The organism is Paenibacillus rubinfantis, from assembly GCF_001486505.1.
In the GTDB taxonomy this organism is placed as follows: domain Bacteria; phylum Bacillota; class Bacilli; order Paenibacillales; family Paenibacillaceae; genus Fontibacillus; species Fontibacillus rubinfantis.
The window spans coordinates 439,011-459,486 of sequence record NZ_LN909063.1 but is presented as its reverse complement, the minus strand read 5'-3'; the positions used below and the strand labels follow the sequence as shown (position 1 = coordinate 459,486).

24 protein-coding genes are annotated in these 20,476 nt (G+C 54.4%); 5 read left to right on the top strand and 19 right to left on the bottom strand.

Annotated elements, in window-relative coordinates; all coding sequences use genetic code 11:
* Window positions 1–131 precede the first annotated feature (131 nt).
* The 5 genes from BN3277_RS07185 to BN3277_RS07165 all read right to left on the bottom strand — a co-directional run bounded on the left by BN3277_RS07185 (window position 132) and on the right by BN3277_RS07165 (window position 5,080).
* A complete protein-coding gene (locus tag BN3277_RS07185) occupies window positions 132–1,118 on the bottom strand; it encodes a siderophore ABC transporter substrate-binding protein (RefSeq protein ID WP_059041824.1) in 987 nt (328 codons plus the stop codon).
* A 53-nt stretch (window positions 1,119–1,171) separates the two neighbouring features.
* Entirely contained in the window at window positions 1,172–1,936 is a 765-nt protein-coding gene (locus BN3277_RS07180) for an iron ABC transporter ATP-binding protein (protein WP_059041578.1), read from the bottom strand.
* The gene (locus BN3277_RS07175; protein WP_059041577.1) at window positions 1,930–2,880 is read right to left on the bottom strand and encodes an iron chelate uptake ABC transporter family permease subunit; all 951 of its coding nucleotides are present in this window, start codon (window positions 2,878–2,880) and stop codon (window positions 1,930–1,932) included. The genes BN3277_RS07180 and BN3277_RS07175 overlap by 7 nt, the downstream gene beginning before the upstream one ends.
* Window positions 2,870–3,823 carry an ABC transporter permease gene (locus BN3277_RS07170; protein WP_059041576.1) on the bottom strand — a complete coding sequence of 318 codons (954 nt, stop codon included), beginning with the start codon at window positions 3,821–3,823 and terminating at the stop codon, window positions 2,870–2,872. Before BN3277_RS07170 ends, BN3277_RS07175 begins: the two co-directional genes overlap by 11 nt.
* Window positions 3,824–4,072: 249 nt before the next feature.
* Window positions 4,073–5,080, bottom strand: a complete 1,008-nt coding sequence (locus tag BN3277_RS07165; protein WP_059041575.1) for a Gfo/Idh/MocA family protein — start codon at window positions 5,078–5,080, stop codon at window positions 4,073–4,075.
* A gap of 181 nt (window positions 5,081–5,261) precedes the next feature.
* On the opposite strand from BN3277_RS07165, the gene BN3277_RS24990 reads away from it, so the two are divergent.
* On the top strand, window positions 5,262–5,390 hold the full coding sequence (locus BN3277_RS24990) for a DUF4023 family protein (RefSeq protein ID WP_082691358.1): 129 nt from the start codon (window positions 5,262–5,264) through the stop codon (window positions 5,388–5,390).
* Between the two features lie 56 nt (window positions 5,391–5,446).
* Here BN3277_RS24990 and BN3277_RS07160 read toward each other — a convergent pair whose 3' ends face one another.
* Entirely contained in the window at window positions 5,447–5,632 is a 186-nt protein-coding gene (locus BN3277_RS07160) for a hypothetical protein (RefSeq protein WP_059041574.1), read from the bottom strand.
* A 208-nt stretch (window positions 5,633–5,840) separates the two neighbouring features.
* Between BN3277_RS07160 and BN3277_RS07155 the strand changes: the two genes are divergently transcribed.
* The 3 genes from BN3277_RS07155 to BN3277_RS07145 all read left to right on the top strand — a co-directional run bounded on the left by BN3277_RS07155 (window position 5,841) and on the right by BN3277_RS07145 (window position 6,933).
* Window positions 5,841–6,350, top strand: coding sequence for a hypothetical protein (locus tag BN3277_RS07155; protein WP_187380041.1), 510 nt, complete (start codon window positions 5,841–5,843; stop codon window positions 6,348–6,350).
* Between the two features lie 170 nt (window positions 6,351–6,520).
* Entirely contained in the window at window positions 6,521–6,724 is a 204-nt protein-coding gene (locus tag BN3277_RS07150) for a helix-turn-helix transcriptional regulator (protein WP_059041573.1), read from the top strand.
* Entirely contained in the window at window positions 6,721–6,933 is a 213-nt protein-coding gene (locus BN3277_RS07145; RefSeq protein ID WP_187380040.1) for a hypothetical protein, read from the top strand. The genes BN3277_RS07150 and BN3277_RS07145 overlap by 4 nt, the downstream gene beginning before the upstream one ends.
* A gap of 1 nt (window position 6,934) precedes the next feature.
* On the opposite strand, the gene BN3277_RS07140 is transcribed toward BN3277_RS07145, so the two are convergent.
* Complete coding sequence (locus BN3277_RS07140) at window positions 6,935–8,056, bottom strand: Gfo/Idh/MocA family protein (protein WP_232436353.1); 1,122 nt, start codon at window positions 8,054–8,056, stop codon at window positions 6,935–6,937.
* Between the two features lie 28 nt (window positions 8,057–8,084).
* Window positions 8,085–9,032 (bottom strand): 1,4-dihydroxy-2-naphthoate polyprenyltransferase, encoded by a 948-nt coding sequence (menA, locus tag BN3277_RS07135; protein WP_059041572.1) that lies wholly within the window; start codon window positions 9,030–9,032, stop codon window positions 8,085–8,087.
* Between the two features lie 255 nt (window positions 9,033–9,287).
* Between menA and BN3277_RS07130 the strand changes: the two genes are divergently transcribed.
* Window positions 9,288–9,581, top strand: coding sequence for a hypothetical protein (locus BN3277_RS07130; protein ID WP_059041571.1), 294 nt, complete (start codon window positions 9,288–9,290; stop codon window positions 9,579–9,581).
* On the opposite strand, the gene BN3277_RS07125 is transcribed toward BN3277_RS07130, so the two are convergent.
* The 11 genes from BN3277_RS07125 to BN3277_RS07080 all read right to left on the bottom strand — a co-directional run bounded on the left by BN3277_RS07125 (window position 9,582) and on the right by BN3277_RS07080 (window position 20,170).
* Window positions 9,582–10,973: a sensor domain-containing diguanylate cyclase gene (locus tag BN3277_RS07125; RefSeq protein ID WP_059041570.1), complete on the bottom strand. Its 1,392-nt coding sequence runs from the start codon at window positions 10,971–10,973 to the stop codon at window positions 9,582–9,584.
* Between the two features lie 201 nt (window positions 10,974–11,174).
* The gene (locus BN3277_RS07120) at window positions 11,175–11,726 is read right to left on the bottom strand and encodes a hypothetical protein (RefSeq protein ID WP_059041569.1); all 552 of its coding nucleotides are present in this window, start codon (window positions 11,724–11,726) and stop codon (window positions 11,175–11,177) included.
* Window positions 11,727–11,874: 148 nt separating this feature from the next.
* The gene (locus BN3277_RS07115; RefSeq protein ID WP_059041568.1) at window positions 11,875–13,164 is read right to left on the bottom strand and encodes an NCS2 family permease; all 1,290 of its coding nucleotides are present in this window, start codon (window positions 13,162–13,164) and stop codon (window positions 11,875–11,877) included.
* 107 nt (window positions 13,165–13,271) lie between these two features.
* Window positions 13,272–14,288, bottom strand: coding sequence for a ferrochelatase (gene hemH, locus BN3277_RS07110; RefSeq protein WP_082691356.1), 1,017 nt, complete (start codon window positions 14,286–14,288; stop codon window positions 13,272–13,274).
* A 248-nt stretch (window positions 14,289–14,536) separates the two neighbouring features.
* Window positions 14,537–16,048: an MDR family MFS transporter gene (locus tag BN3277_RS07105; protein ID WP_059041567.1), complete on the bottom strand. Its 1,512-nt coding sequence runs from the start codon at window positions 16,046–16,048 to the stop codon at window positions 14,537–14,539.
* Window positions 16,049–16,244: 196 nt separating this feature from the next.
* Complete coding sequence (locus BN3277_RS07100) at window positions 16,245–16,814, bottom strand: TetR/AcrR family transcriptional regulator (RefSeq protein WP_059041566.1); 570 nt, start codon at window positions 16,812–16,814, stop codon at window positions 16,245–16,247.
* A 101-nt stretch (window positions 16,815–16,915) separates the two neighbouring features.
* The gene (locus tag BN3277_RS07095; protein WP_059041565.1) at window positions 16,916–17,773 is read right to left on the bottom strand and encodes a GNAT family N-acetyltransferase; all 858 of its coding nucleotides are present in this window, start codon (window positions 17,771–17,773) and stop codon (window positions 16,916–16,918) included.
* 27 nt (window positions 17,774–17,800) lie between these two features.
* Window positions 17,801–18,784, bottom strand: coding sequence for an aldo/keto reductase (locus tag BN3277_RS07090; protein WP_059041564.1), 984 nt, complete (start codon window positions 18,782–18,784; stop codon window positions 17,801–17,803).
* Window positions 18,785–18,903: 119 nt separating this feature from the next.
* Window positions 18,904–19,131, bottom strand: coding sequence for a CGNR zinc finger domain-containing protein (locus BN3277_RS24985; protein ID WP_082691376.1), 228 nt, complete (start codon window positions 19,129–19,131; stop codon window positions 18,904–18,906).
* A 226-nt stretch (window positions 19,132–19,357) separates the two neighbouring features.
* Window positions 19,358–19,741: an ArsR/SmtB family transcription factor gene (locus tag BN3277_RS07085; protein ID WP_059041563.1), complete on the bottom strand. Its 384-nt coding sequence runs from the start codon at window positions 19,739–19,741 to the stop codon at window positions 19,358–19,360.
* Window positions 19,742–19,744: 3 nt separating this feature from the next.
* Window positions 19,745–20,170 (bottom strand): SRPBCC family protein, encoded by a 426-nt coding sequence (locus tag BN3277_RS07080; RefSeq protein ID WP_059041562.1) that lies wholly within the window; start codon window positions 20,168–20,170, stop codon window positions 19,745–19,747.
* Window positions 20,171–20,476: the final 306 nt, after the last annotated feature.

Here is a 20,476-nt window from a genome sequence, read left to right as displayed (position 1 = left end):
ACTCCTGAGTCCGTTAGAAAAGTGAAACCTGGACTTGTACCCTAATAAGGGCTTCTGAGTCCGTTAGCATACCAAAAAGGCGGGTTGCCTGGGAGTTCCCAAGCAATCCGCCTTTTTCTAGCACAACTATATTACTGAATCCCTTCCTGTACTTCCTTGATCATTTCCGGAACGGAGATCAGTCCGCCGCCGGAAAGGTACCAGTAGCTCGGATCCAGATAGACGATCTTGCCGTCTTTATAGGCATTCGTCTTCTTCACAAGGTCATTCTCGACGATTTCCTTGGCCGATGTCGCCTGTTTGCCTTCTTCGGTGACGACCGCATCGCGGTCTACGACAAACAGGTAATCCGGATTCTTCTCGGCAACGAATTCGAAGGAGATCGAGTTCCCGTGCGTATCGACCTTAATGCTCTCATCCACCGGCGTGACGCCCAATACATCATGGATGATGCCAAAGCGCGAGCCTGGACCAAAGGCGCTGACTTTGCCGCCGGTCGTCAGGATGATCAGCCCTTTTTTGCCGCTTGCCGAGGTCAGATCGTTCACCGCTTTAACCGAATCATTGATGGCAGCCAGCTCCTGCTCGACTTCCGCTTCTTTGCCAAAGAGTTCACCCATCGTCTTTACATTCTCAGTGAAGGAAGCCATATAGTTTTGCGTATCTACCCCCATAAATATCGTAGGGGCGATTTTGTTCAATTCCTCATAAGCTTCGGACGAGCGTCCGGAGATGAAAATCACGTCCGGCTTCAACGCATTCAGCTTCTCGAAATCCGGTTCGAACAACGTGCCGGCATTCGTGTATTTACTGTCGTTGTACTTCTCCAGGTGGCTCGGCAAGTTACCCTGCGGTACCGCAGCGATCTCCACACCCAGCTTGTCGAGCGTTTCCAGCGTACCGTAGTCGAAGACGACAACCTTCGCCGGATTTTTCTTCAAGGTGGCTTCGCCAAGCTGGTGCTTGATCGTCATCTCTTCATTCTCAGCAGGCGCTGCGGCCACCGGCTCCGTCGTATTGGTGCTGGACGCGGCTTCCGTCCCCCCGCTTGTATTCCCGCTGCTACTGCTATTATTGCTCCCGCATGCGGCAAGCGCGAATACCAACATTAGACTCATGAACAGTAACGAAATTTTCTTTGCCTTCACTTTGAAAACTCCCCCTCATTTTGTCATATCGTATTAAAATACACGCAGATTTTGTTGCCGCCGATCTCCTGGACCGGAATGTCCATGTCATAAACCTCCCGCAACACGGACGGTTCGATGATTTCCGCGGTTGGCCCTTCCTTGACCACCTTGCCCTCCTTCAGCGCTACGATGTAATCGGAATAGCAGGAGGCAAAATTAATGTCGTGGATGACCAAAATCACCGTTTTCCCCAATTCGTCCACCAATCGGCGCAACACCTTCATGATTTGCACCGAATGGTTCATATCCAGATTGTTTAAGGGCTCATCGAGCAGCACATATTCGGTGTTCTGCGCGATCACCATAGCGATAAACGCCCGTTGCTTCTGCCCTCCGCTCAACTCATCCAGGAACTTGTGCTGCATGGCATCCAGGTGCATATAACGGAGCGCTTCCTCGACATACGCTTCGTCTTCTTTCGTCAGGCGCCCCTGCGAATACGGGAACCTCCCGAAATTGACGAGATCCCTTACCGTAAGCCGAATATTGATGTGATTGGACTGCTTCAGAATCGATATTTTCTTGGCAAGCTCCCCGCTTTTCCACTGGCCGATTTCCCGGTCCTCGATCCGAATTTCGCCCTCGTCCTTGGCAATCAGCCGGCTGATCATGGACATCAAGGTGCTCTTCCCCGCGCCGTTTGGTCCGATAAAGGATGTGATCTTGCCCTTGGCGATCTCCAACGACACGTTGTCGACGACCTTTTTGCCGCCATATAGTTTGGTTACTCCACTGACCTTTACCACGATTTATTCTCCTTTAGCAGCAGATAGATGAAATACACCCCGCCGGCAAAGTTGATGATGACACTAAGCGAAGTGGAGAAGGTAAACACTCTTTCAATGATCAGTTGACCGCCGACCAAGGCGATAAAGCCGATCAAGGAAGCACCGAGAATCAGGATTTTATGGCGGTAGGTATTCAGGAATTGATACGCCACATTGGCAACCAGCAAACCCAGGAACGTGATCGGCCCAACCAATGCCGTCGAAATGGAGATGAGAATCGCCACGACGACCAGCATCCTCTTGACGACGTACTCATAGCTGACGCCGAGGTTGACCGCATGATCCCGCCCTAAAGACAACACATCCAAATACTTGGCGAATTTCGTAAAATAAAGCGCCACCAGCAGCACCCCTGCCAGCGAAATCAACAGCAAATCGGAATTCACATTGTTAAAGCTGGCGAACATTTTATCCTGGATCACCAGGAATTCATTGGGATCGATCAGCTTCTGCAGAAAGGAGGTCACGCTGGAAAAAAACGTGCCGAAAATAATCCCGATCAGCAGCAGGTGGTTAATGTTGCGCCCCTCCTTGCGAAACAGCATCCGATACAGCACCATCGCAAACACAACCATAAGCCCCACCGCCATGACGAAACGCAGATTCCTGCTCATCAACGTCAGAGCCGTACCACCGATAAAGAAGACGATCACCGTCTGCAGCAGCATGTAGAGCGAATCCAGTCCAATGATGCTCGGCGTAAGAATCCGGTTGTTCGTAATGGTCTGAAACACAACCGTGGAAAAAGCGATGGCGGTACCTGTGAGAAGGATAGCGATCAGTTTCTTGCCACGCCGCGGCAATATGTAGTCCCACTGTCCTCCCGCATCGATCGTCATGAAGACGACCGCAAGCAGAACGGCGATGCCGGCAAGGGTCCAAAGTTTGGCTTTAAGGCTCATATGTCTTTCTCCTCATCAGCAGATACAGGAAAATCCCGCTTCCGATCACCCCAACCGTAAGTCCGATTGACACTTCGTACGGATAGATGATCACACGGCCCAAAATGTCGCAGGCCAGCACGAAAACCGCACCCAGCAAAGCCGTATGGGTTAAGTTGTCTTTCAAGTTATCACCGCGGAACAGGGTGACGAGGTTCGGGATGATCAGTCCGAGAAAAGGAATCGATCCGACCGTCAACACGACGACAGCGGTCACCAGTGCCACCAAGCCCAAGCCAATATTGACGACCTGCTTGTAGTTCAATCCGAGATTCACGGAAAATTCCTCGCCCATACCCGCCACGGTAAACTTATTGGCGTAGATGTAGGACAACACCACTAGCGGGACGCTGATATACAACAGCTCGTAACGCCCCTGCAGGATCATGGAGAAATCCCCGTACAGCCAGGCGGACATGCTCTGAATCAAATTGTATTTGTATGCAAAAAAAGTGGTTGCCGATGCAACGATACCGCCAAACATCAACCCGACCAGCGGGATGAAGATCGCATCTTTGTATTTCACCCGATTGAGAATTGCCATAAATAAATAAGTGCCAAGCAGGGCGAAAACGAAGGCGACGGACATTTTAACAAGCGGCCCCGCGGCCGTAAAAACAAGCAGCGACACCATAATGCCAAAGCTCGCGGAATCCATCGTACCCGCCGTTGTCGGGGATACGAATTTGTTGCGGGTCAGCTGCTGCATAATCAATCCAGCGATGCTCATGCTGACCCCGGCGATAAGGATGCTGATCAAACGGGGAACCCGGCTGATTCGCAGCAGCTCCCATTGCTCCGGATCAAAACGCAGCAGCGCCGCAAGCGATACCTCCCCGACGCCGATAAACAAGGAAACGAGGGATAATAGAACCAACAGCACTGCCATATAAGTTTTCTTCATAGTGTTCGTCCTTACTTTCCTTCCCCTGGCCAGGAGGAAGTTCAAGTTTCTCGCTGCCGGCAGGACAGACGATTTTATGATAATGATATTCATTATCAATTAGTTTGAATTATACCGTCTCATTTTTGGCACTGTCAACCATTTTAAAATGAAAATGATGCCTACCAAAAAGGCATCCCCTCTGGCCCAGCCCCCTGTCGGAGTATCCTGAGCCGAGCGAATGCCCGGTATTTCGAAGCTCTTCAAATCCTACAACTCGACCCGCCGTCTCTCTCTCGCCGAAATCAAGCACGCCTCCAGCACGGCCATGCCTTTAACGGCATCAGCTGGCGTAAAGCGCGGCGAACGTTCGCCAAAAGCCGCGGCGGCGAAATCATCCAGCTCGGCCACGTAAGGATTGGCCGCTTCCGGCACCACTGTGCGTTTCTCCCCGCGCACAGTGACGGTAAACGCGGCGTCCTCCCCGCCGGCGGTGAAGGCCAACGGCAGCTCGATCGTCCCCTCCGAGCCGACGATTTCCAGCAGTTGGCGGTGTTCGGTCCACATCCCGCAATCGAACGTCAGTCCGATGCCGCCGGGAAATTCCGCCAGCCCGGAGGCCATCATGTCGACGCCGCCGTGACGGTCGGAGAACTGGGCTAACACGGTAACCGCTTCCGGCTCTTGGCCGAGCAGGAACCGCGCCGCGCTGAGCGGATAGCAGCCGACGTCATACAGCGAGCCGCCGCCCCATTCCGGCTTCAGCCGGATGTTGACCAGATCCTCGGCGTTGTTAAACGTAAACGCCCCGCGAATGGCGCGGAGCTCCCCGATCTCGCCGCCGTCCAGGATCGCGCGAATCCGGCTCCATCGCGGATGATGGCGGTACATAAACGCTTCCGCCAGCACAACGCCGGCTTTGGCAGCAGCAGCCGCCATCTCTTCGGCTTCAGCGGCTGTTAGCGCGAGCGGCTTCTCGCACAATACGTGCTTGCCAGCTTCGGCCGCGCGAATCGCCCATTCTTTATGTAAATGGTTAGGCAGTGGAATATAGACGGCATCGATATCCGCGTCCGCCAGCAGCTCTTCGTAACTGCCGTAGGCTTTTGGGATATCAAACTGGCTGGCGACCTCCCGGCTTTTCTCCAGGCTGCGGCTGGCGACAGCGGCAAGGCTCCCCCTTGTGGATTGTTGAATGGCCGGCATCACTGCATTGATCGCGATCCCTGCGCAGCCAACAATACCCCATCGCAGCTGGCGGTTGTTCGTATGTTCCATGACATGCACCCTCTTTTCCCGTGATTGTCCCCTTCATTGTACCTGTCTTGTACGGACAAGTATAGATCACCTCGCCTGATGAAAATCGGGGGAACGGGGTATAGTAATCCCGAACCATCGTCTACAACCTCAACCACATCAACAAACCAACCATACTTCAGCCAAGGAGTCGATCGACCTCATGGAAAATCTGCACGAATTCGTCGAGAAGGTTCAGGATCAGCAGCAGAAGCAAGCCAAGAACAAAAAACGCGGCCACGGCAACCCGGCTGGCCAGCTTCCCACCAAGCAGCACAGCACGCAGAAATAAATCGCCGCAAAAAAGCCGCTCACAGTACGCTGTGCAGCGGCTTTTGGCTTTATCCTTTAACCCTCGTACTTATCTTGGCCGGTAATAAATTCGTTTAGCGTCTCTCCGCCTTCGGTGCGGTGGTTCTTGACCGTAGCCAAGCGTCCGTTATGCGCTTCTCCCCCGTTGCCGGTCGTTTGGTTCTGCTCGTTGCTGCTGCCGTTTCCCGTGCCCGGCTTCCGTTGCTGCTTGTTATTTTCCATATCGTTCTAACCTCCTGAGCGTTTCGTGATGGATGGAATGGTCGCTCTGCCTATTCCTTGGGTTAGCGTTTCTTCCCCGGGTTGTTTTTATTCTCGGCAATAGACTGGACTTAGGTCCAGTTTCACGGCTCCCCTAGAGACTGAAGTCATCCTTGCGGTTTTGTAGTATGCTGTTATCAGTTGAGTACATAGGCAAAGGAGATTGGATATGAATTTGAATAGAAAATCATGGATTGGTCCCGCGCTTGTCCTGCTCGGTATCTACCTCCTCTTCTTCCGCAAGGAAGCGATCAGCGCGGGAACGCTCTTCGGCACCTTCTGGCCTACCCTGTTCATCCTTCCGCTCGGACTGTTCTTCCACTGGATGTATTTTTCGGTCACCGATCGCAGAGCAACCGGCCTGTTGATTCCCGGGGGAATCCTCTTCACCGTCGGCCTGGTCTGCCAGCTAGCCACGTTGTTCAACAGTTGGGAGTATTTATGGCCGGGCTTTATTTTGGCCCCGGCTGTCGGCTTGTTTGAGTTCTATTGGTTTGGCAACCGCAACAAATACCTCTTGATCCCTATCAACATTCTGACGGTGCTTTCGCTGTTGTTCTTCGCCGTCTTCTCGCTGGGTTCGCTGTATAACCGCCTGGTCTTTGGCCAGCCGGTTCTAGCCATCGCATTGATTGCCATCGGTGCAGGCGTGATGATCGCTCCGAAGAAACGACTGTAACCTTTCGCTCAAGCCACAGAAATAGCAGGATGAAAGTGTTTAAATCACTTCAGCCTGCTTTTTCTATGATCGATTATGTAAAAGATATTTGACATTTTGATGAATACAACTATATAATGAGAAATGTAAAAAGCTCTTTACATTTTATATCCATTGGTTTAGGTGGTTGAATGAAAAATAACATTCGCGTGATTCGAAAAGGTTTAAAACTTTCCCAGGAAGAACTGGCTAAGCAATGCGGAGTGACCCGACAAACGATAAATGCCATTGAAAACAATAAATATGACCCTACGTTATCCTTGGCGTATAAGTTATCCAAGCACCTAAACACACCCATCGAGAAGTTATTTCATTATGAGGAGGAACCGATATGAAGCTGCGCAAGGCGGATGAAATGGAACAATATCAAAATGAGAAATCCACCAAATACGGATTTATCTTTTATACGATCGCCCTTTTAGCCTGGTCGTTATACGACTTTGTCATTAAGGGTGAAGCTGGATGGCAACTGACCATTTTATTAATCGGTTGTGCCGTTTATTTTTGGTCAAGAGTGGTTTATAACCGAAAAATGAACTCCTAAGCTAAAAAGCCCAAGGCTGACGCTTAGTTTGTACGGTCTGCCCGGAGCGAACCGCCTCCTCAAGCATCAGCGAGAGGTATTGGTCCTGGGCGGCTTCAGCCAAGCTGTAGAAGGAAGGGCCACCCTGCACATAACGCCCCATCCGTTCCAAACTGGTGGCGATGGCGATCTCTTCGTCACTTAACCGTCCGGGACGGAACGGGTTCTCGTACACCCACTCGGAGCCGGCCAGCACACCCTCGTGGTAATACCCCAAGAGGCTGCCGTCCTGGCCGGCATCCACCCGGCGCAGCTGCAGCTCGACCGGGGTGCGGAAGTCGCGGAGATAGCGGAGCTCGACGCCATCGATTTCACCCCGGGCCCCGCGCACCAGCACGCGGTGGCGGCGGATCGGCGAGAAATATTGGTCGTAGGTGAAATCGAACAAGGCCGTCCGCTCGCCGAAACGCAGCAGCGCGATCGTCTGGGCGGAGGAGACGATCCGTTCCTCTTCCGGCCAACCGCCGCGGCCGGGACCTTGCACCAGCGGGGAGGTGACCTGCTCCCCGCGAATTTCCGCTTCCTCGAATCCCACCCCGAGCAGTTGCCGGATCAAGCTGATACCGTGATAGCCATGCCCTGCGGACACCTGCACATGCGAAACTTCGCCCAGCAGGCCGGAGCGGGCAACGGCAAGGCGAGCCGTATGCATCGGCTGGAATAGGAACTGCTCGGCTACCTGGATTTGCGCAGCGGAGCCCACCGTCTCATACAACCGCAGCAGGCCTTCCATATCCGCTGCCGGCGGCGTCTCCGTCAGGACGGGGGTGCCCGCGGCCGAGAGCCGGATAAGGAACTCTGGCGTCACCACACGCGGCAGCGACATCACGGCAAAGTCGAAGTTTCGCCGCTCAAGGAACGCCTCCCAGCGCGAAGTGACCGGAACGCCCCAGGCTTGGGCGGCTTCCCGGCCTTTTGCTTCATCCCGCATATAGATTTCACTCACTTCAAACCGCTCCGGCAACGCGCGGGCAATCCGCAGATAAAACTCCGCCCGCCATCCGCCGCCGATTAAGCCAAACCGCACCTTGTCCATTTCGTCCTTCGCCTCCATCTGAACTCCAGCCAATCCAGCGGCTGGCATTCATCGCCTGATGCCCCGGCAACACGTTTCAGAAGGGGAGAACGATCGCAAGGCCCAGCACGATAATGCGCGCCGCATTAGTCAGCAGGAAATTTTGCACCGACAAACCAAACGTAAACTGCTTCGTTGGCTGTGCGGTGAACGTTTTGATATTTTTCGATACCGGGACCACCGTAAGGAGCACCAACAGCAGAATGATCGGGTGAACTCCAAGGAGAGCCAATACGATCACATCTACATAGGCCGCATAATACAGCAGCTTAAACAGGATCAGCGCCGGCCCTTTTCCGATGTACACCGGCAGGGTGTAGCGTTTATTTTCAATATCCTCTTCCATATCGCATATGTTGTTGGCCAGCATGATGTTCGCGATCCCAAGGATCGCCGGAATCGAGATCAGGAACACCAGCAACGTCTCCAGCAAATGAACTTGAAGCGTCACCGTGCCGCCCTCCAGCGACAGCGAGGCCAATCGGTCGCCTGCGTGAACATAAGCCGATACGAATATAATAACAAATCCCATAAACAAGCCGGAAAAAATTTCGCCCAGCGGCATCCGGGAAATCGGAATCGGCCCAAAGGAATACAGGATACCCACCCCAAACGACAACCCGCCGAGCAGCAGCAGCAGCCATCCGGTTTGAAGAAACAGCAAGATACCGGCAGTCACCGCGATGGTGAACAACACGATAATCAAAACCAGCACCGCAGCCGGATTCATGTTGTACTTCACGATAGCGTTGTGGTTTTCGTAGCCGTAACCATGCTTGCGAGTGGCTTTTTTGTAATCGTAATAATTGTTGATCGCCGTCGTCGTCATGTCGAAGCTTAGCAGGGAAATGAACATTAGGGCAAAATGCCAGGGCTCAAAAACATGGAACCGATAAACGGCATATATCGTGCCGAATAGCAGCGGAATCATGCTGGCCGCTTTGGTCTGGATTTCGACCAGCTTGAGAAATTTGGTGATCGCCATTCTCCATCATCCTCTTTTGTCTAGTTAAAAAGAAGATATCTTATTTTTGAAATAATGGCTGTTGGATATGTCCTTGACAAAGTGAAAAAGAGAACAATCTTAGGCTGAGGGCGCGGTTGAAGCATTGGAGCGAGGTGGAAAATGCGTAGGCAAGAAGCCGGAACTCCGGCTGGTTTGCCAGACCTGTTTGGTTAAGCTAAAATGCAAAGTAAGTTGTACCTATCCAAGTATTGAAGAGGGGTTCGCATATTGTCTATGTTCTCCAGAGAAGACCTGATCGGGTCATTGATTTTTCTTCTGATCCTTGCCGTCGTTGCCGTTTGGAATCTGCGGAAAATGAGTTCCGGGGCGTACGACCTCAAGGCGCTGCGCAAACGCGGTTTGATGTGGACCGAGGTGGCGGTCGCCCTATTCCTCCTGCAAATGCTGCTTCGCAAAGGGGACAACCGCTTTCTGCTGGTTCTCGGTTTGGTGGTGCTGTTTGCTGCTAGCCAGTGGCTGGGCGCCGTCTATTTGGAACGCAAGGAAAACAAGGGATCGAAAAAGTAGTCAGCTGGGCAGCGGCAGGTTCCGTTCGGTGGTCACCCGGATCGAGTCGCCGCCCCGTTTGACGTCGTACATCGTGGCATCGGCGAGCCGAAGCATGTCCTCCAAGCTGGCGTTCCCGTCCAGTGACATGCTGGTGCCGATGCTTGCCGAAACGCCGATGAGCGTTCCCCGGTACACATACCCCTCGGCCAGGCTGGAGCGAATCCGGTCCATGACCTTGATGACCCCGTCCTCATTTAAGTCCACCAGCAGAATCACAAACTCGTCTCCGCCCAAGCGGCAAACCATATCCTCGGCCCGTACCAAAGACACTAGTCGGCTGGCAATATGCTTCAGCAATTCATCCCCGGCTTCGTGCCCGAATGTATCGTTAACTTCCTTAAAATTGTCCAGATCCAGGAACATCAAAGCAATCGGCTGACCGTGGCCTTTCGTTTCCTCAAACTTCGCATTAAATTTGGTTCGGTTCGCCAGTCCGGTCAACTCGTCATGGAAGGCCAGGAAGTGAATCGTATCCTCCAATTGCTTCCGTTCGGTGATTTCGATAATGACGCCTTCCAGACGTACGAGATTTCCCAGCGCATTAAAATACGGTCGTCCCCGGCCTTGAATCCATCGGATCTCGCCGTCCGGCCGGACAATCCGATACTCCTTATTTGAGCTTCTTTTTTGGATGATCATCTCCTGCTGCACCTCGTAGAACAGGCCTAAATCATCAGGATAGATCATCTCTTGTACCCGGCTGATGTGCCCCTTCAAGGATTGGCGCGAATACCCGGTAATTTGTTCGAAGCTATCGGACACTTCCAGCTCCATCGTGGTGAAATCATACGTCCAGATCCCTACGGATGCGCTTTCAAGGATGTCGCGCAAGCGCTGTTCGCTGTCTTCGGCGCGCTGGGACAATCTTCTTGTAATTAGAATGTAGATTAAGCAAAACGAGAGGATCAACAGGCCATACACCAGAAAATAACTGGCGTCAGACCGGTCCAGTTCCCCGTTGAATAACGATTCTCGATAGACGAGTACAAAAAACAACATTGAGATGAGATGCAGCGTGCCTGCTACGGCAACGGCCACAACATTTTGATAGATCAAGCTGAGAAGCGGCAGCAACCCCAGGAAAATATAGCTTGTCACGGACATATCCGTTAATACCATGACGTTGAGATATATGAATAACATCACTAGCGTTAACATCATCGTAAAGCGCGGCCAACGGCGGCTTCCGACAAAACCGGCAAGAACCAGCAGCATGGAACCCCCCAAAATCGGTTGTGCCGCATCGATATTCCGGCTGGCGAGCACGTGAATCACGCTGGCAATGGCAAAAAAGCCGGCGAGCAGTCTCAGCATCCAGACGTTTTTGTTATGAATGTGATGGGCATCCATCTGTTCCATACCTCCTTGATCCGAGGCTATACCACAGCCCTGTCGCTGGGAATTTTTAGGTACAAAGTACTGCGTCTAAGGAATTATTATACTACAACCATAAAATAGTGCTACACGTTTTTATTGACAAACGTTCAAACAAAAAAAGCCGGCGTTCCCCTCCGGCTTTGGGTTTTATTCATTTGATCAGGCAGGTTTGGATTACGGCACGTATTGCTGCACAATCCGTACGACTTTCCCGTCCTGAAGTGTCACGTGGTAAGGAAATTGACTGAGGTCGAGCAGCTCTGTTCTTCCGAACAACTCGCCGAATTTCTGAAGGGATACCCCTTCATTCGCCACGATTTCAATATCCTCCGGCTGGCCGGTGCGGTCATAAATTTGCAGCCGAACCTCCGCATCCGGGGAAACCGGGTAAGTGACCGCTTCCTCTTCGTCATTCACGATATAATAACCGTTTGGCGGTCCGTCGATCCCGGCCTCCGGTTCGCGTTCCGCCATGATCGCCGCCGCTTCCTCTCCCTGATACCACAGGATCGGATCTGCGGACAGCGTTCCGCCGCCTGCTCCAAGATCCACCGCATTCAGATACACCGTGACCGTCTCCGGTACCCGGATCTCCGCCGTCCCGACAGCAGCCGTCTGGTTCCCCGCTCCCGCAAGAAATTCTACGGACTCTGGGGCCTTGGCGTCGAGCGCGGGAAGCATGACAACCAGCGCCAAGGGAAGCAGCGCTGCAAACCAATTTTTCATCTTAGGTCCGCCTTTCCATGTTAGCCCATCAGGCGAAATTATCGCCTCAGGATATCCATTGTATGGCTTACAGGTTCATTATATGACGGCCCGCTGAAAAAAGGGTCTCACCCTGGTTAAAACGGGTAACAAATTCTTCTTAATTTCCTTAATGCGCCGGGAAAAAGGCCAGTTGAACGATGAAGATCAGGCCAAAGACGTAAAGCAGCGGATGAACCTCCCGCCCTTTGCCGCTGACCAGCTTCATGACGGGATACGTGATGAACCCGACGGCGATGCCGGTAGCGATACTTGCCGTGAGCGGCATCATTAAGAGGATGGCGAAGGCGGGGAACGCCTCGTCAAACGATTTCCATTGAATGCGAGCCAGGCCTTCCATCATAAAGCATCCGACGATAATCAAGGCCGGTGCGGTGATGGCCGGAAGCCCCGAAATCGCCCCCACCAGCGGCGAGATAAACATCGACAGCAGGAACAGAACCGCAACGACGAGCGACGTTAGGCCGGTACGGCCGCCTGCGGCTACGCCGGTGGTCGACTCGATGTAAGCGGTCGTGGGGCTCGTGCCAAACATCGAGCCGACGGTGGTCGCCGTCGCATCCGCAAGCAGCGCAGCCTTTGCCCGAGGCAGCTCGCCATTCTTCATCGCGCCGGTTTGTTCGGTGACGCCGATTAACGTGCCGGTCGTATCGAAGAGCGTGACGAGCAGGAATGCGAATACCGTCGTGTACAGCCCTTGACTAAAGACGCCGGATAAATCCAAGTCAAAGAACACCGGAGCCGGCGGAACGGACACGAAGCCGTCCAATTTCAGTTGCCCGGTGAAATAGCCAAGCACCGCGGTCAGCGCCATGCCGATAAACAGTGCGCCGGGAATGCGGCGGGCCATCAACACCAGCGTGACAAATACGCCAAACAAAGTCAGCAAGGTCACCGAACGGTGCAGATCACCGAAAGTCACCAGGTTGTCGGGATTCGCCACGACGATGCCGGACATTTTGAGCCCCAGAAAAGCGATAAACAACCCGATGCCGGCGGTAATTCCGAACTTTAACGAATCGGGAATCGCGCGGATCAGCGCCTCCCGCAGACGGGTCAAGCTCAGCAGCAGAAACAGCACCCCGGCAAAGAACACCGTGCCGAGCACTGTCTGATAAGATAACCCCGTGCTGGCGACAACGCTCGTAAAGTAGGCGTTTAACCCCATCCCGGGGGCGATGGCGATCGGATGACCGGCGAACAACGCCATAAACAGCGTACCGGTGACGGCCGCGATGACCGTAGCCATAAACACCTGGTCAAACGGAACGCCGGCAGCACTCAGCACCGCGGGGTTGACCACCAGGATGTACGCCATTGCCAGAAACGTTGTTAATCCGGCAAGCAGCTCGGTTCGTATCGTCGTTCCATGTTCTTTTAGCTTAAAAAATCGTTCCATAAAAAACGAATACCCCTTCCTTATGTACACTACACTCTTGTTGTCAGTATAGCCATTCCGGGAGTTTGTCTTCCCTTAGAGGCTTGCGGCTTCTGGCCGCACATCGTCTAGCCGTTGATCCAGCCCTGGGTTTGGTCCCGAACCACCTCCGCGAGGACATCCAGCCAATCCGGCTGATCGTTTAAGCAGGGGGCGAGCGTAAACCCGTCAGCGTCCGAGGCACCGGCGCTGCGAGCGTTGAAATCCTCCCTCGCTTCAACGCCCAATTCGTACAACGTCTCCAGGCAGTCGCTCACGAATCCGGGAGCAAACACCAGCGGCCGCTTCACCCCACGGTCAGCCAAGCGCTGCAGCTGCTCCCCCGTGGAGGGGCCCAGCCACGTCTCCGGACCAAACCGCGATTGGAACGCGAGATCCCATTGCTCCGGCGGCCAGCCCATCGCCTCCGCTAAGCGGCGCGCGGTTTCGCGGCACTGCTCCGGGTACGGGTCGCCGCTGTCGGCGTACCGCTGCGGAATGCCGTGAAAGCTGAGCAGGACGTGGTCCGGCGGCTGCGGAAGGCGCTGCAGCAGCGCGGCCAGATGCGTCTGCATCGCGCGGATGTAGCCGGTATGGTCGAAGAAGGCGCCCGCCAGGCGAAGCTCCGGCACAAACCGCTTCGCAGACGGCCCCGACCGCCGGTTCTTGCCGAGGGCGGCAAAGCAAGCCGCATCATAGATGGCCGCGGTGGTTGTTGACGAGTACTGCGGGTAGAGCGGCAGGACGAGGATACGTTCCACCCCCGCCGCTTCTAAGCGGCTGATCGCCTGGGCGATGTCCGGCTCGCTGTAGGCGAAGCCCAGCTCGACCTTGTAGCGATCGCCGAGGCGCTGCTGCAGGCCGCTTTGCTGCCGGCGCGAGATCGCCAGCAGGGGCGAGCCCTCCTCGCCCCAAATGCGGGCATACAGCCGGGCCGAGCGCTTCGGGCGGACGGCCAGGATCACGCCGCGCAGCAGCGGCTGCCACAGCAGCGGCGGATAATCGATGACGCGCCGGTCGGATAGAAAACGGCGCAAAAAGGGCCGCACCGCCTTGGCGGTCGGCTCCGCCGGTGTGCCGACCTGCGCCAGCAGTACGCCGATCATGTGGGAGGGTCTAGTCACAAATGATTCACTCCGTTCAAATGGGATCTGGCTAGCTATCCATTCACGGGATGCAAAAACCTACTATGCCATCATCCCTGTTCACCGCCGGATGTTCAATCGAAATCGGCAAGTTTTCCATAATGTTCACATTTGTGAAAACGGAAAAAACCGGCCCGGTGGAAGTTTTCCACCGAACCGGCCCCTGTCCGCGACCGCTTGTAACCTAGACGGCCGCATTCTTCTTAAGCTTAACGTACTTCCGGTTTAACCTCCGGCTTGAACTCCGGATGGTTGCTCATCGCTCCCTGTGCCTCATCCGGCGCGTAGGTGCGTTTCAGGAACAAGCCGATCAGCAGCGCCACTACGCCGACGTACATCGAGATCGTAAAGGCATTTTGCATCCCGGACACCAGCGCGTTCCCCACTTCGGCCGGATCCTGCGGATTCGCCGAAGCTTTCAGGTAACGCTCCTGACCATGCGAGAAAATGCTGATGAACAATGCGGTGCCGATGGCACCAGACACCTGCTGCAGCGTGTTCATGATCGCGGTGCCATGCGGATACAAGCTGCGCGGCAGTTGGTTAAGCCCTGTCGTTTGGCCCGGCATCATCACCAGAGAGATGCCGATCAACAGCGTGATATGCAGGGCGATAATCTCGCCGGTCGAGCTGTCCGTCGACAAGCCGCGCATGAACCACAATGTGGCGATGACGATGATAAGTCCTGGTGCGATCAGTGCGCGCGGGCCAAATTTATCGAACAACCGGCCCGCCACCGGCGACATCAGACCGTTGATCACCCCGCCGGGAAGCAGCACGAGGCCGGCGGCGAACGGCGCTAACAGCAACGCACCTTGCAGGTACATCGGCAGGATAATCAGCGTCGAGAACAAGGTCATCATCATGACCATCAACAGCACCGCAGATAAAGCGAACATCGGGTATTTAAAGACGCGAACGTCCAAGGTCGGCTCGGAGACTTTTAATTGCCGCCAAACGAATAAGAGTAAAGAGATAAATCCAACGATCAGGCAGGCATAAACGACGGGACTCGACCAGCCCTCGCCTTCGCCTGCGTGGCTAAAGCCGTACACGATGCCGCCGAATCCGGCTGTCGACAACAGAATGGACAGCAGATCCACCCGGGGTCTCGTCAATTCCGAGACGTTCCGCAAATACAGCGCACCGTAGGCGATGGATAATACCGCGAGCGGGATCACCAGATAAAACAGCCAACGCCAATCCAACGCGTCCAGAATGAGACCGGACAAGGTTGGGCCAATCGCTGGTCCAAACATGATGACGAGGCCAATTGTCCCCATGGCCGCGCCTCTTTTTTCCGGAGGGTAGATGGTTAGAATGGTGTTCATCATTACCGGAAGCAGCAGTCCCGTCCCGATCGCTTGAATGATCCGGCCCAACAGCAGGACAGCAAATGAAGGGGCGATGCCGCAGACGACGGTTCCGACCAGGAACAGGATCATTGCTGACAGGAACATCTGTCGCGTCGTAAACCATTGAATCAATAGGGCCGTAATGGGCACCAGAATCCCAATAACCAACATATAAGAAGTAGAAAGCCATTGTATCGTTGAAGGCCCCACCTTCAGCTCTTGCATGAGGTCGGTGTAGGCTACGTTCAGCAAGGTTTCGTTCAGAATGGACACAAAGGCCCCGATGACCAGGGCAATCGTAATAGGCAGACGCCTGATCCCTTCCACACCGGCTCCTTGAGCCGATGCCGTTGTTGATGTATTCATTTGTAGGGTTACCTCCACATCTTCCTATTTTGGACTTTACGTCTCTGTTTAGGTTTTATATATATGAACAAGGCAAGGCTTGCCTTGGGGTTAGCTCTATCAACTGGAATAGACCATTCTATATATAAAATTTTAAATATAGGGTCGCGAATCTCTCCTCCCTCACCGCCCGTCAGGGCCCTCCAAGCAACAGCGCTCAGGAAGGAAAGAGCCGCGGAATCAGTCGGGCTGCCGTATGGAGCGGTCGACTGCTCTTCTGCGTTAAGCACATGATGATTGAGCCTTCCACAATTCCGTTAATCAGTACTGCTAAATCCGCCGATTCTTCCGCACTGTAGCCGGAGGCGATAAATTTCTTCTCGAATTCGGCGATCCAGGCGTTGTAGACTCCGCAGCAGGCCTGACGAATATTCTCGTTGCTGCGTGCGGTCTCGTGAGCGATGATGCCAATCGGCACCCCCAGTTCCGCATCCTCGCGGTCGTAATTGTTAGCAATGAGGAGCAACAGCGCTTGCACAGCCCCAACGGCATCCTCCGTGGAGTTCAGCACGGTGCGCAAGCTCACCAAAGTTACGTTTTTGGTATACCCAACGGCTTCACACGCCAGCTGTTCCTTGCCTTCCGGAAAATGATAATACAACGACCCCTTGGGCGCACCGCTGATTTGGGTGATTTGATTCAGCCCCGTGGCATTATAGCCTTGGCTCTGCAGCAGCTTTGCCGTTGTTTCGATGAGCAGTTGCCGGGTTTGATTCGGATTGGGCATGTATACCGGTACCTTTCCGCATAGATTAGACCGATCGGTCTACATGATGATAAACGAAATCCCAGGCCGGTGTCAACACTTTAGGTCTGGGATGCCGCATATTATAACCGAAGGTACATCTCATGCAGGCTGATCTTGTCGCGAACGAATCCACGCCGCTCCAGTAACCCTTCCAGCAGCGCATTATTCGGCGTAGAGGCCGTAAATTTGACGAACCCCAACTCCTCGCGGGCCGCGGCCAGCAGCCGGGTGGCGATCCCTTTTCCCCGATGGCGGTTGCTGACGATCAGCAGGTTGATTTTGCCGTTCGCACTGATGGAGAGGCCCCCCGCCCATTCGCCGTCTACCCGGACACCGTAATAGGCATTGGAAGGACTGCGCTCTTGATACTCCAAATCGTTTTGCCAATTGATGTGAAAATATTTCCACGGACCCACCATTTCGGCAAAGGACTCAAACTCAATCCGCGCTACCCCCGCTCCCGCAGAAGCCCCTGTTGGGGCTTCCAATCGGGAGGCATCGGGAAGCGTATAGAACGAGACGTCGTAAACGCGGCGGTATCCTCTTTTTAGATAAAAAGCAATCGCCCGGTCATTCCCGGCGATGACCTCCAAGAACAGCTGCTTGCAACCGGCCTGCAGCGCTTCCTCCCGGTGCAGGTCCATGAGGCCTGCACTTACGCCCTTGCCCCGGTATTCCGGGCTGACGGCCAGTGCGCCGCAGCGCATCGTTTGAACGGATTCGTAAACCTTATTGCCGCCAAGGACAACGCCCACGGCATCATCACCGTCGAGAGCCACGAAGGAATGCTCCCGCGCATTGCCTTCCGGGCCAAAGAAACGATCCGCAAACTCCGTTTCGGTCAAGTTAAATTGAATGATGTAATCGGCGAATCCGCGCTGAAACGCCTGATAAATCGTGCTCATTTCCAGGTCCGTGCCCCGTTCGTATCGAATCATCGTCTCGTTCCCCTTCCTCGTATGACCTTACCAGGCGTAGGCTTTAGGCGCGTCTCCGCCCGGACCCGGGAAGATCTCGTCGATCGCCTTAAGCGTCTCCTCGTTTAACTCGACGTCCACGACCCGCAGCGTTTCCTCGAACTGCTGCAGCGTTCGCGGTCCGATAATCGGGGCCGTAACGGCCGGATGAGCCAGCGTCCAAGCCAGCGCCACTGTAGCTTCCGACTCGCCTAGTTCTTTACACAGCCGGCTGAACCGCTCCAGCTGCGGGCGCAGCTTCTCGATCCGCTCGGTCTGTTTAGCCGACCGCGAGCCTGGCTGCGGATTCAGATTCCCGCCGAGAATCCCGCCGTCCAGCGGGCTCCATGGGATCACGCCGATCCCCAGTTCCTCGGCTGCAGGAAGAACCTCCAGCTCCGGCAAGCGGCACAACAGGCTGTATTTATGCTGTTCCGAAACCAGTCCCAGCGCTCCGCGAGCTTTGGCCTCATATTGCGCCTTCACCAGATCCCGCCCGGCAAAATTACTGGAGCCGACGTAGCCGATTTTCCCTTGTTTTTGCGCAACGTCAAAAGCGCTCCATAACTCATCCCAAGAGACGTTACGGTCGACATGATGCATCTGGTACAGTTCGATATGGTCCGTACCAAGCCGGCGCAGCGAATCCTCCAAATGGCGGCGGATTTTATAAGCCGATAGGCCGGGACCGCTTTCATTGGGATCGGCAGCAGCAGGTTCACTCATCGCCCCGTACACCTTCGTGGCCAGCACAACCTTCTCTCTCCGGCCGCCGCCCTGCGCGAACCAACGCCCGATGATCTCCTCGGTCCAGCCGCGATGCGACGTTCCACCGTAGACATTGGCCGTATCGAAGAAATTAACGCCGGCGTCAATCGCCGCGTCCATGATGCGAAACGCTTCCTTCTCGTCTGTCGTTGGCCCAAAATTCATCGTTCCTAGGCACAGACGGCTGACCTTCAATCCGGTTCTTCCCAAACTGACGTACTTCATGTCAACAACCTCCTTAGGGCGTTTTTTGGAAGTAGGCTTGCCATGATGAAAAAGTCCACACCCATTATATACCAGAGGAGGAACACGGGAAAGGTAGCTATCAAGGTAGGGACAGCTTCTTATGGAGAGGGTTGCGCCTTCTTGCGATGATAATGCTCATTCACCTTGACGCGATTGCCGCATTGGGTGACATCGCACCAACGGTGGGAGCCATTGCGGCTGTGATCATAGAAATGCAGAATACACTCAGGCTTGCTGTTCCTCGACTTCGAGGGCGGGCATGTTCTGCAACTGTCCGGTACGGCGGAGATTTTGTGGGAGGAAGAAGTGCAGGGGAGGGGCTCCATGATTTTCCCGGAGCGAACCGGCTTGTGCGGTATCGGATCGACGAAACGGTTCAAATCAATGAAGCTTTGAGATCGCGGTATCTCTTTCGATGCTTACTCCCCTTACAATCCCGGCGGAACCGGTGGGGAAGGAACGACCGGGTAATCCGCCGTTAACATAAGAAACCTCCGGCTTCCCACCTGTAGAGGTGTTGCCGGAGGCTTCATTTATTGGCCCGGAGGCTCGCTAACTTGTGCCGTCGGACGGGGGCTTCGGGACAGTGCGAAGACCCGTAGGTTCCGCGCCCGGCTCGGATTCGACATAGTGCTTGAGCAGGGACAGCTTGTTCTCCCAGAAACGCTCGTAATACGCCAGCCAGCGCTTCAGCTCCAGCAGCGGATCGGCGTCCAGGCGATAGCGCGTCTCCCGGCCGACTTTGCGTTCCTGCACCAGTCCCGCTTCGGCCAAAATACGCAGGTGCTTGGATACCGCCGTTCGGCTCATCGGGAACCGACCGCTGATGTCCTTCAACGGCAGCTCTCGCCCGCCTAGCAGCTGCAGGAGCTCCCGGCGCGTCGGGTCGGCGATCGCCTGGAATACGTCATGCTTTGCAGAAGCTGTCTCCGCCATAGTTTACACCCGTACGTATTCAGCCAGCTTGCCAACAATACCCGACCAGCCTTGATCCATGCGTCCGCGAACCAGCTCGTGCGTTTCGCCAAACTCGGTGACTTGGTCGGCGGTCCATCCGCCGTGAATCAACGTAAACTCGGTTTGATCGCCTTTTTCCTCCAGCTCGAACGTAAGCGTCCAGTCCCTGCCCCAATTAAACGATAACCGATTCGGCGGATCCAATTCCGTAACTTTACACGGGGAGTCTCCAAACGGGCCGGCATGCAGGACGAATTCATACCCTTCGATCGGCTGGAAGCTATTTGGCATAAACCAAGCGGCAATCCCCTCCGACGTGGCAACGGCCTCCCATACCCGGGAGATCGGTGCATTTAGCAGAATCGTGTGCCGGATGTCCGGCAGCATTTTCGTGTTATTCTGATCCATCATGGATTCTCCTCTTTCTCATCTTCAAGTTTATATGAAACCAAATGGTTTCCTAACTAAAGTGATTATATGACACCTTTTGGTTTCATGTCAACAAAGGATCAAACTTAGTAAGGCTGCTCCCTTTTAGCATCGCCCCCGCCACACTGTAACATGCTCTCCCGGTAGAAAAACATCCCTTGATGCCCAATTCCAGTCTAGCGGACCCCCTTCGAGTGTGATCTTCAAAAGGTTGGCGGACCACTTCACCCCGATTGTTGTATTTAGTGCAGCATTTCCCCTCCCACTAAAAAAGATCCGCATCCC

Coding starts and splice junctions, on each gene's coding strand:
- BN3277_RS07185 (WP_059041824.1), bottom strand. CDS start 1,118: ATGAGTCTAATGTTGGTATTCGCGCTTGCCGCATGCGGGAGCAATAAT.
- BN3277_RS07175 (WP_059041577.1), bottom strand. CDS start 2,880: ATGAGCCTTAAAGCCAAACTTTGGACCCTTGCCGGCATCGCCGTTCTG.
- BN3277_RS07170 (WP_059041576.1), bottom strand. CDS start 3,823: ATGAAGAAAACTTATATGGCAGTGCTGTTGGTTCTATTATCCCTCGTT.
- BN3277_RS07165 (WP_059041575.1), bottom strand. CDS start 5,080: ATGGAACATACGAACAACCGCCAGCTGCGATGGGGTATTGTTGGCTGC.
- BN3277_RS24990 (WP_082691358.1), top strand. CDS start 5,262: ATGGAAAATCTGCACGAATTCGTCGAGAAGGTTCAGGATCAGCAGCAG.
- BN3277_RS07160 (WP_059041574.1), bottom strand. CDS start 5,632: ATGGAAAATAACAAGCAGCAACGGAAGCCGGGCACGGGAAACGGCAGC.
- BN3277_RS07155 (WP_187380041.1), top strand. CDS start 5,841: ATGAATTTGAATAGAAAATCATGGATTGGTCCCGCGCTTGTCCTGCTC.
- BN3277_RS07150 (WP_059041573.1), top strand. CDS start 6,521: ATGAAAAATAACATTCGCGTGATTCGAAAAGGTTTAAAACTTTCCCAG.
- BN3277_RS07145 (WP_187380040.1), top strand. CDS start 6,721: ATGAAGCTGCGCAAGGCGGATGAAATGGAACAATATCAAAATGAGAAA.
- BN3277_RS07140 (WP_232436353.1), bottom strand. CDS start 8,056: ATGCCAGCCGCTGGATTGGCTGGAGTTCAGATGGAGGCGAAGGACGAA.
- menA (WP_059041572.1), bottom strand. CDS start 9,032: ATGGCGATCACCAAATTTCTCAAGCTGGTCGAAATCCAGACCAAAGCG.
- BN3277_RS07130 (WP_059041571.1), top strand. CDS start 9,288: ATGTTCTCCAGAGAAGACCTGATCGGGTCATTGATTTTTCTTCTGATC.
- BN3277_RS07125 (WP_059041570.1), bottom strand. CDS start 10,973: ATGGATGCCCATCACATTCATAACAAAAACGTCTGGATGCTGAGACTG.
- BN3277_RS07120 (WP_059041569.1), bottom strand. CDS start 11,726: ATGAAAAATTGGTTTGCAGCGCTGCTTCCCTTGGCGCTGGTTGTCATG.
- BN3277_RS07115 (WP_059041568.1), bottom strand. CDS start 13,164: ATGGAACGATTTTTTAAGCTAAAAGAACATGGAACGACGATACGAACC.
- hemH (WP_082691356.1), bottom strand. CDS start 14,288: ATGATCGGCGTACTGCTGGCGCAGGTCGGCACACCGGCGGAGCCGACC.
- BN3277_RS07105 (WP_059041567.1), bottom strand. CDS start 16,048: ATGAATACATCAACAACGGCATCGGCTCAAGGAGCCGGTGTGGAAGGG.
- BN3277_RS07100 (WP_059041566.1), bottom strand. CDS start 16,814: ATGCCCAATCCGAATCAAACCCGGCAACTGCTCATCGAAACAACGGCA.
- BN3277_RS07095 (WP_059041565.1), bottom strand. CDS start 17,773: ATGATTCGATACGAACGGGGCACGGACCTGGAAATGAGCACGATTTAT.
- BN3277_RS07090 (WP_059041564.1), bottom strand. CDS start 18,784: ATGAAGTACGTCAGTTTGGGAAGAACCGGATTGAAGGTCAGCCGTCTG.
- BN3277_RS24985 (WP_082691376.1), bottom strand. CDS start 19,131: ATGGAGCCCCTCCCCTGCACTTCTTCCTCCCACAAAATCTCCGCCGTA.
- BN3277_RS07085 (WP_059041563.1), bottom strand. CDS start 19,741: ATGGCGGAGACAGCTTCTGCAAAGCATGACGTATTCCAGGCGATCGCC.
- BN3277_RS07080 (WP_059041562.1), bottom strand. CDS start 20,170: ATGGATCAGAATAACACGAAAATGCTGCCGGACATCCGGCACACGATT.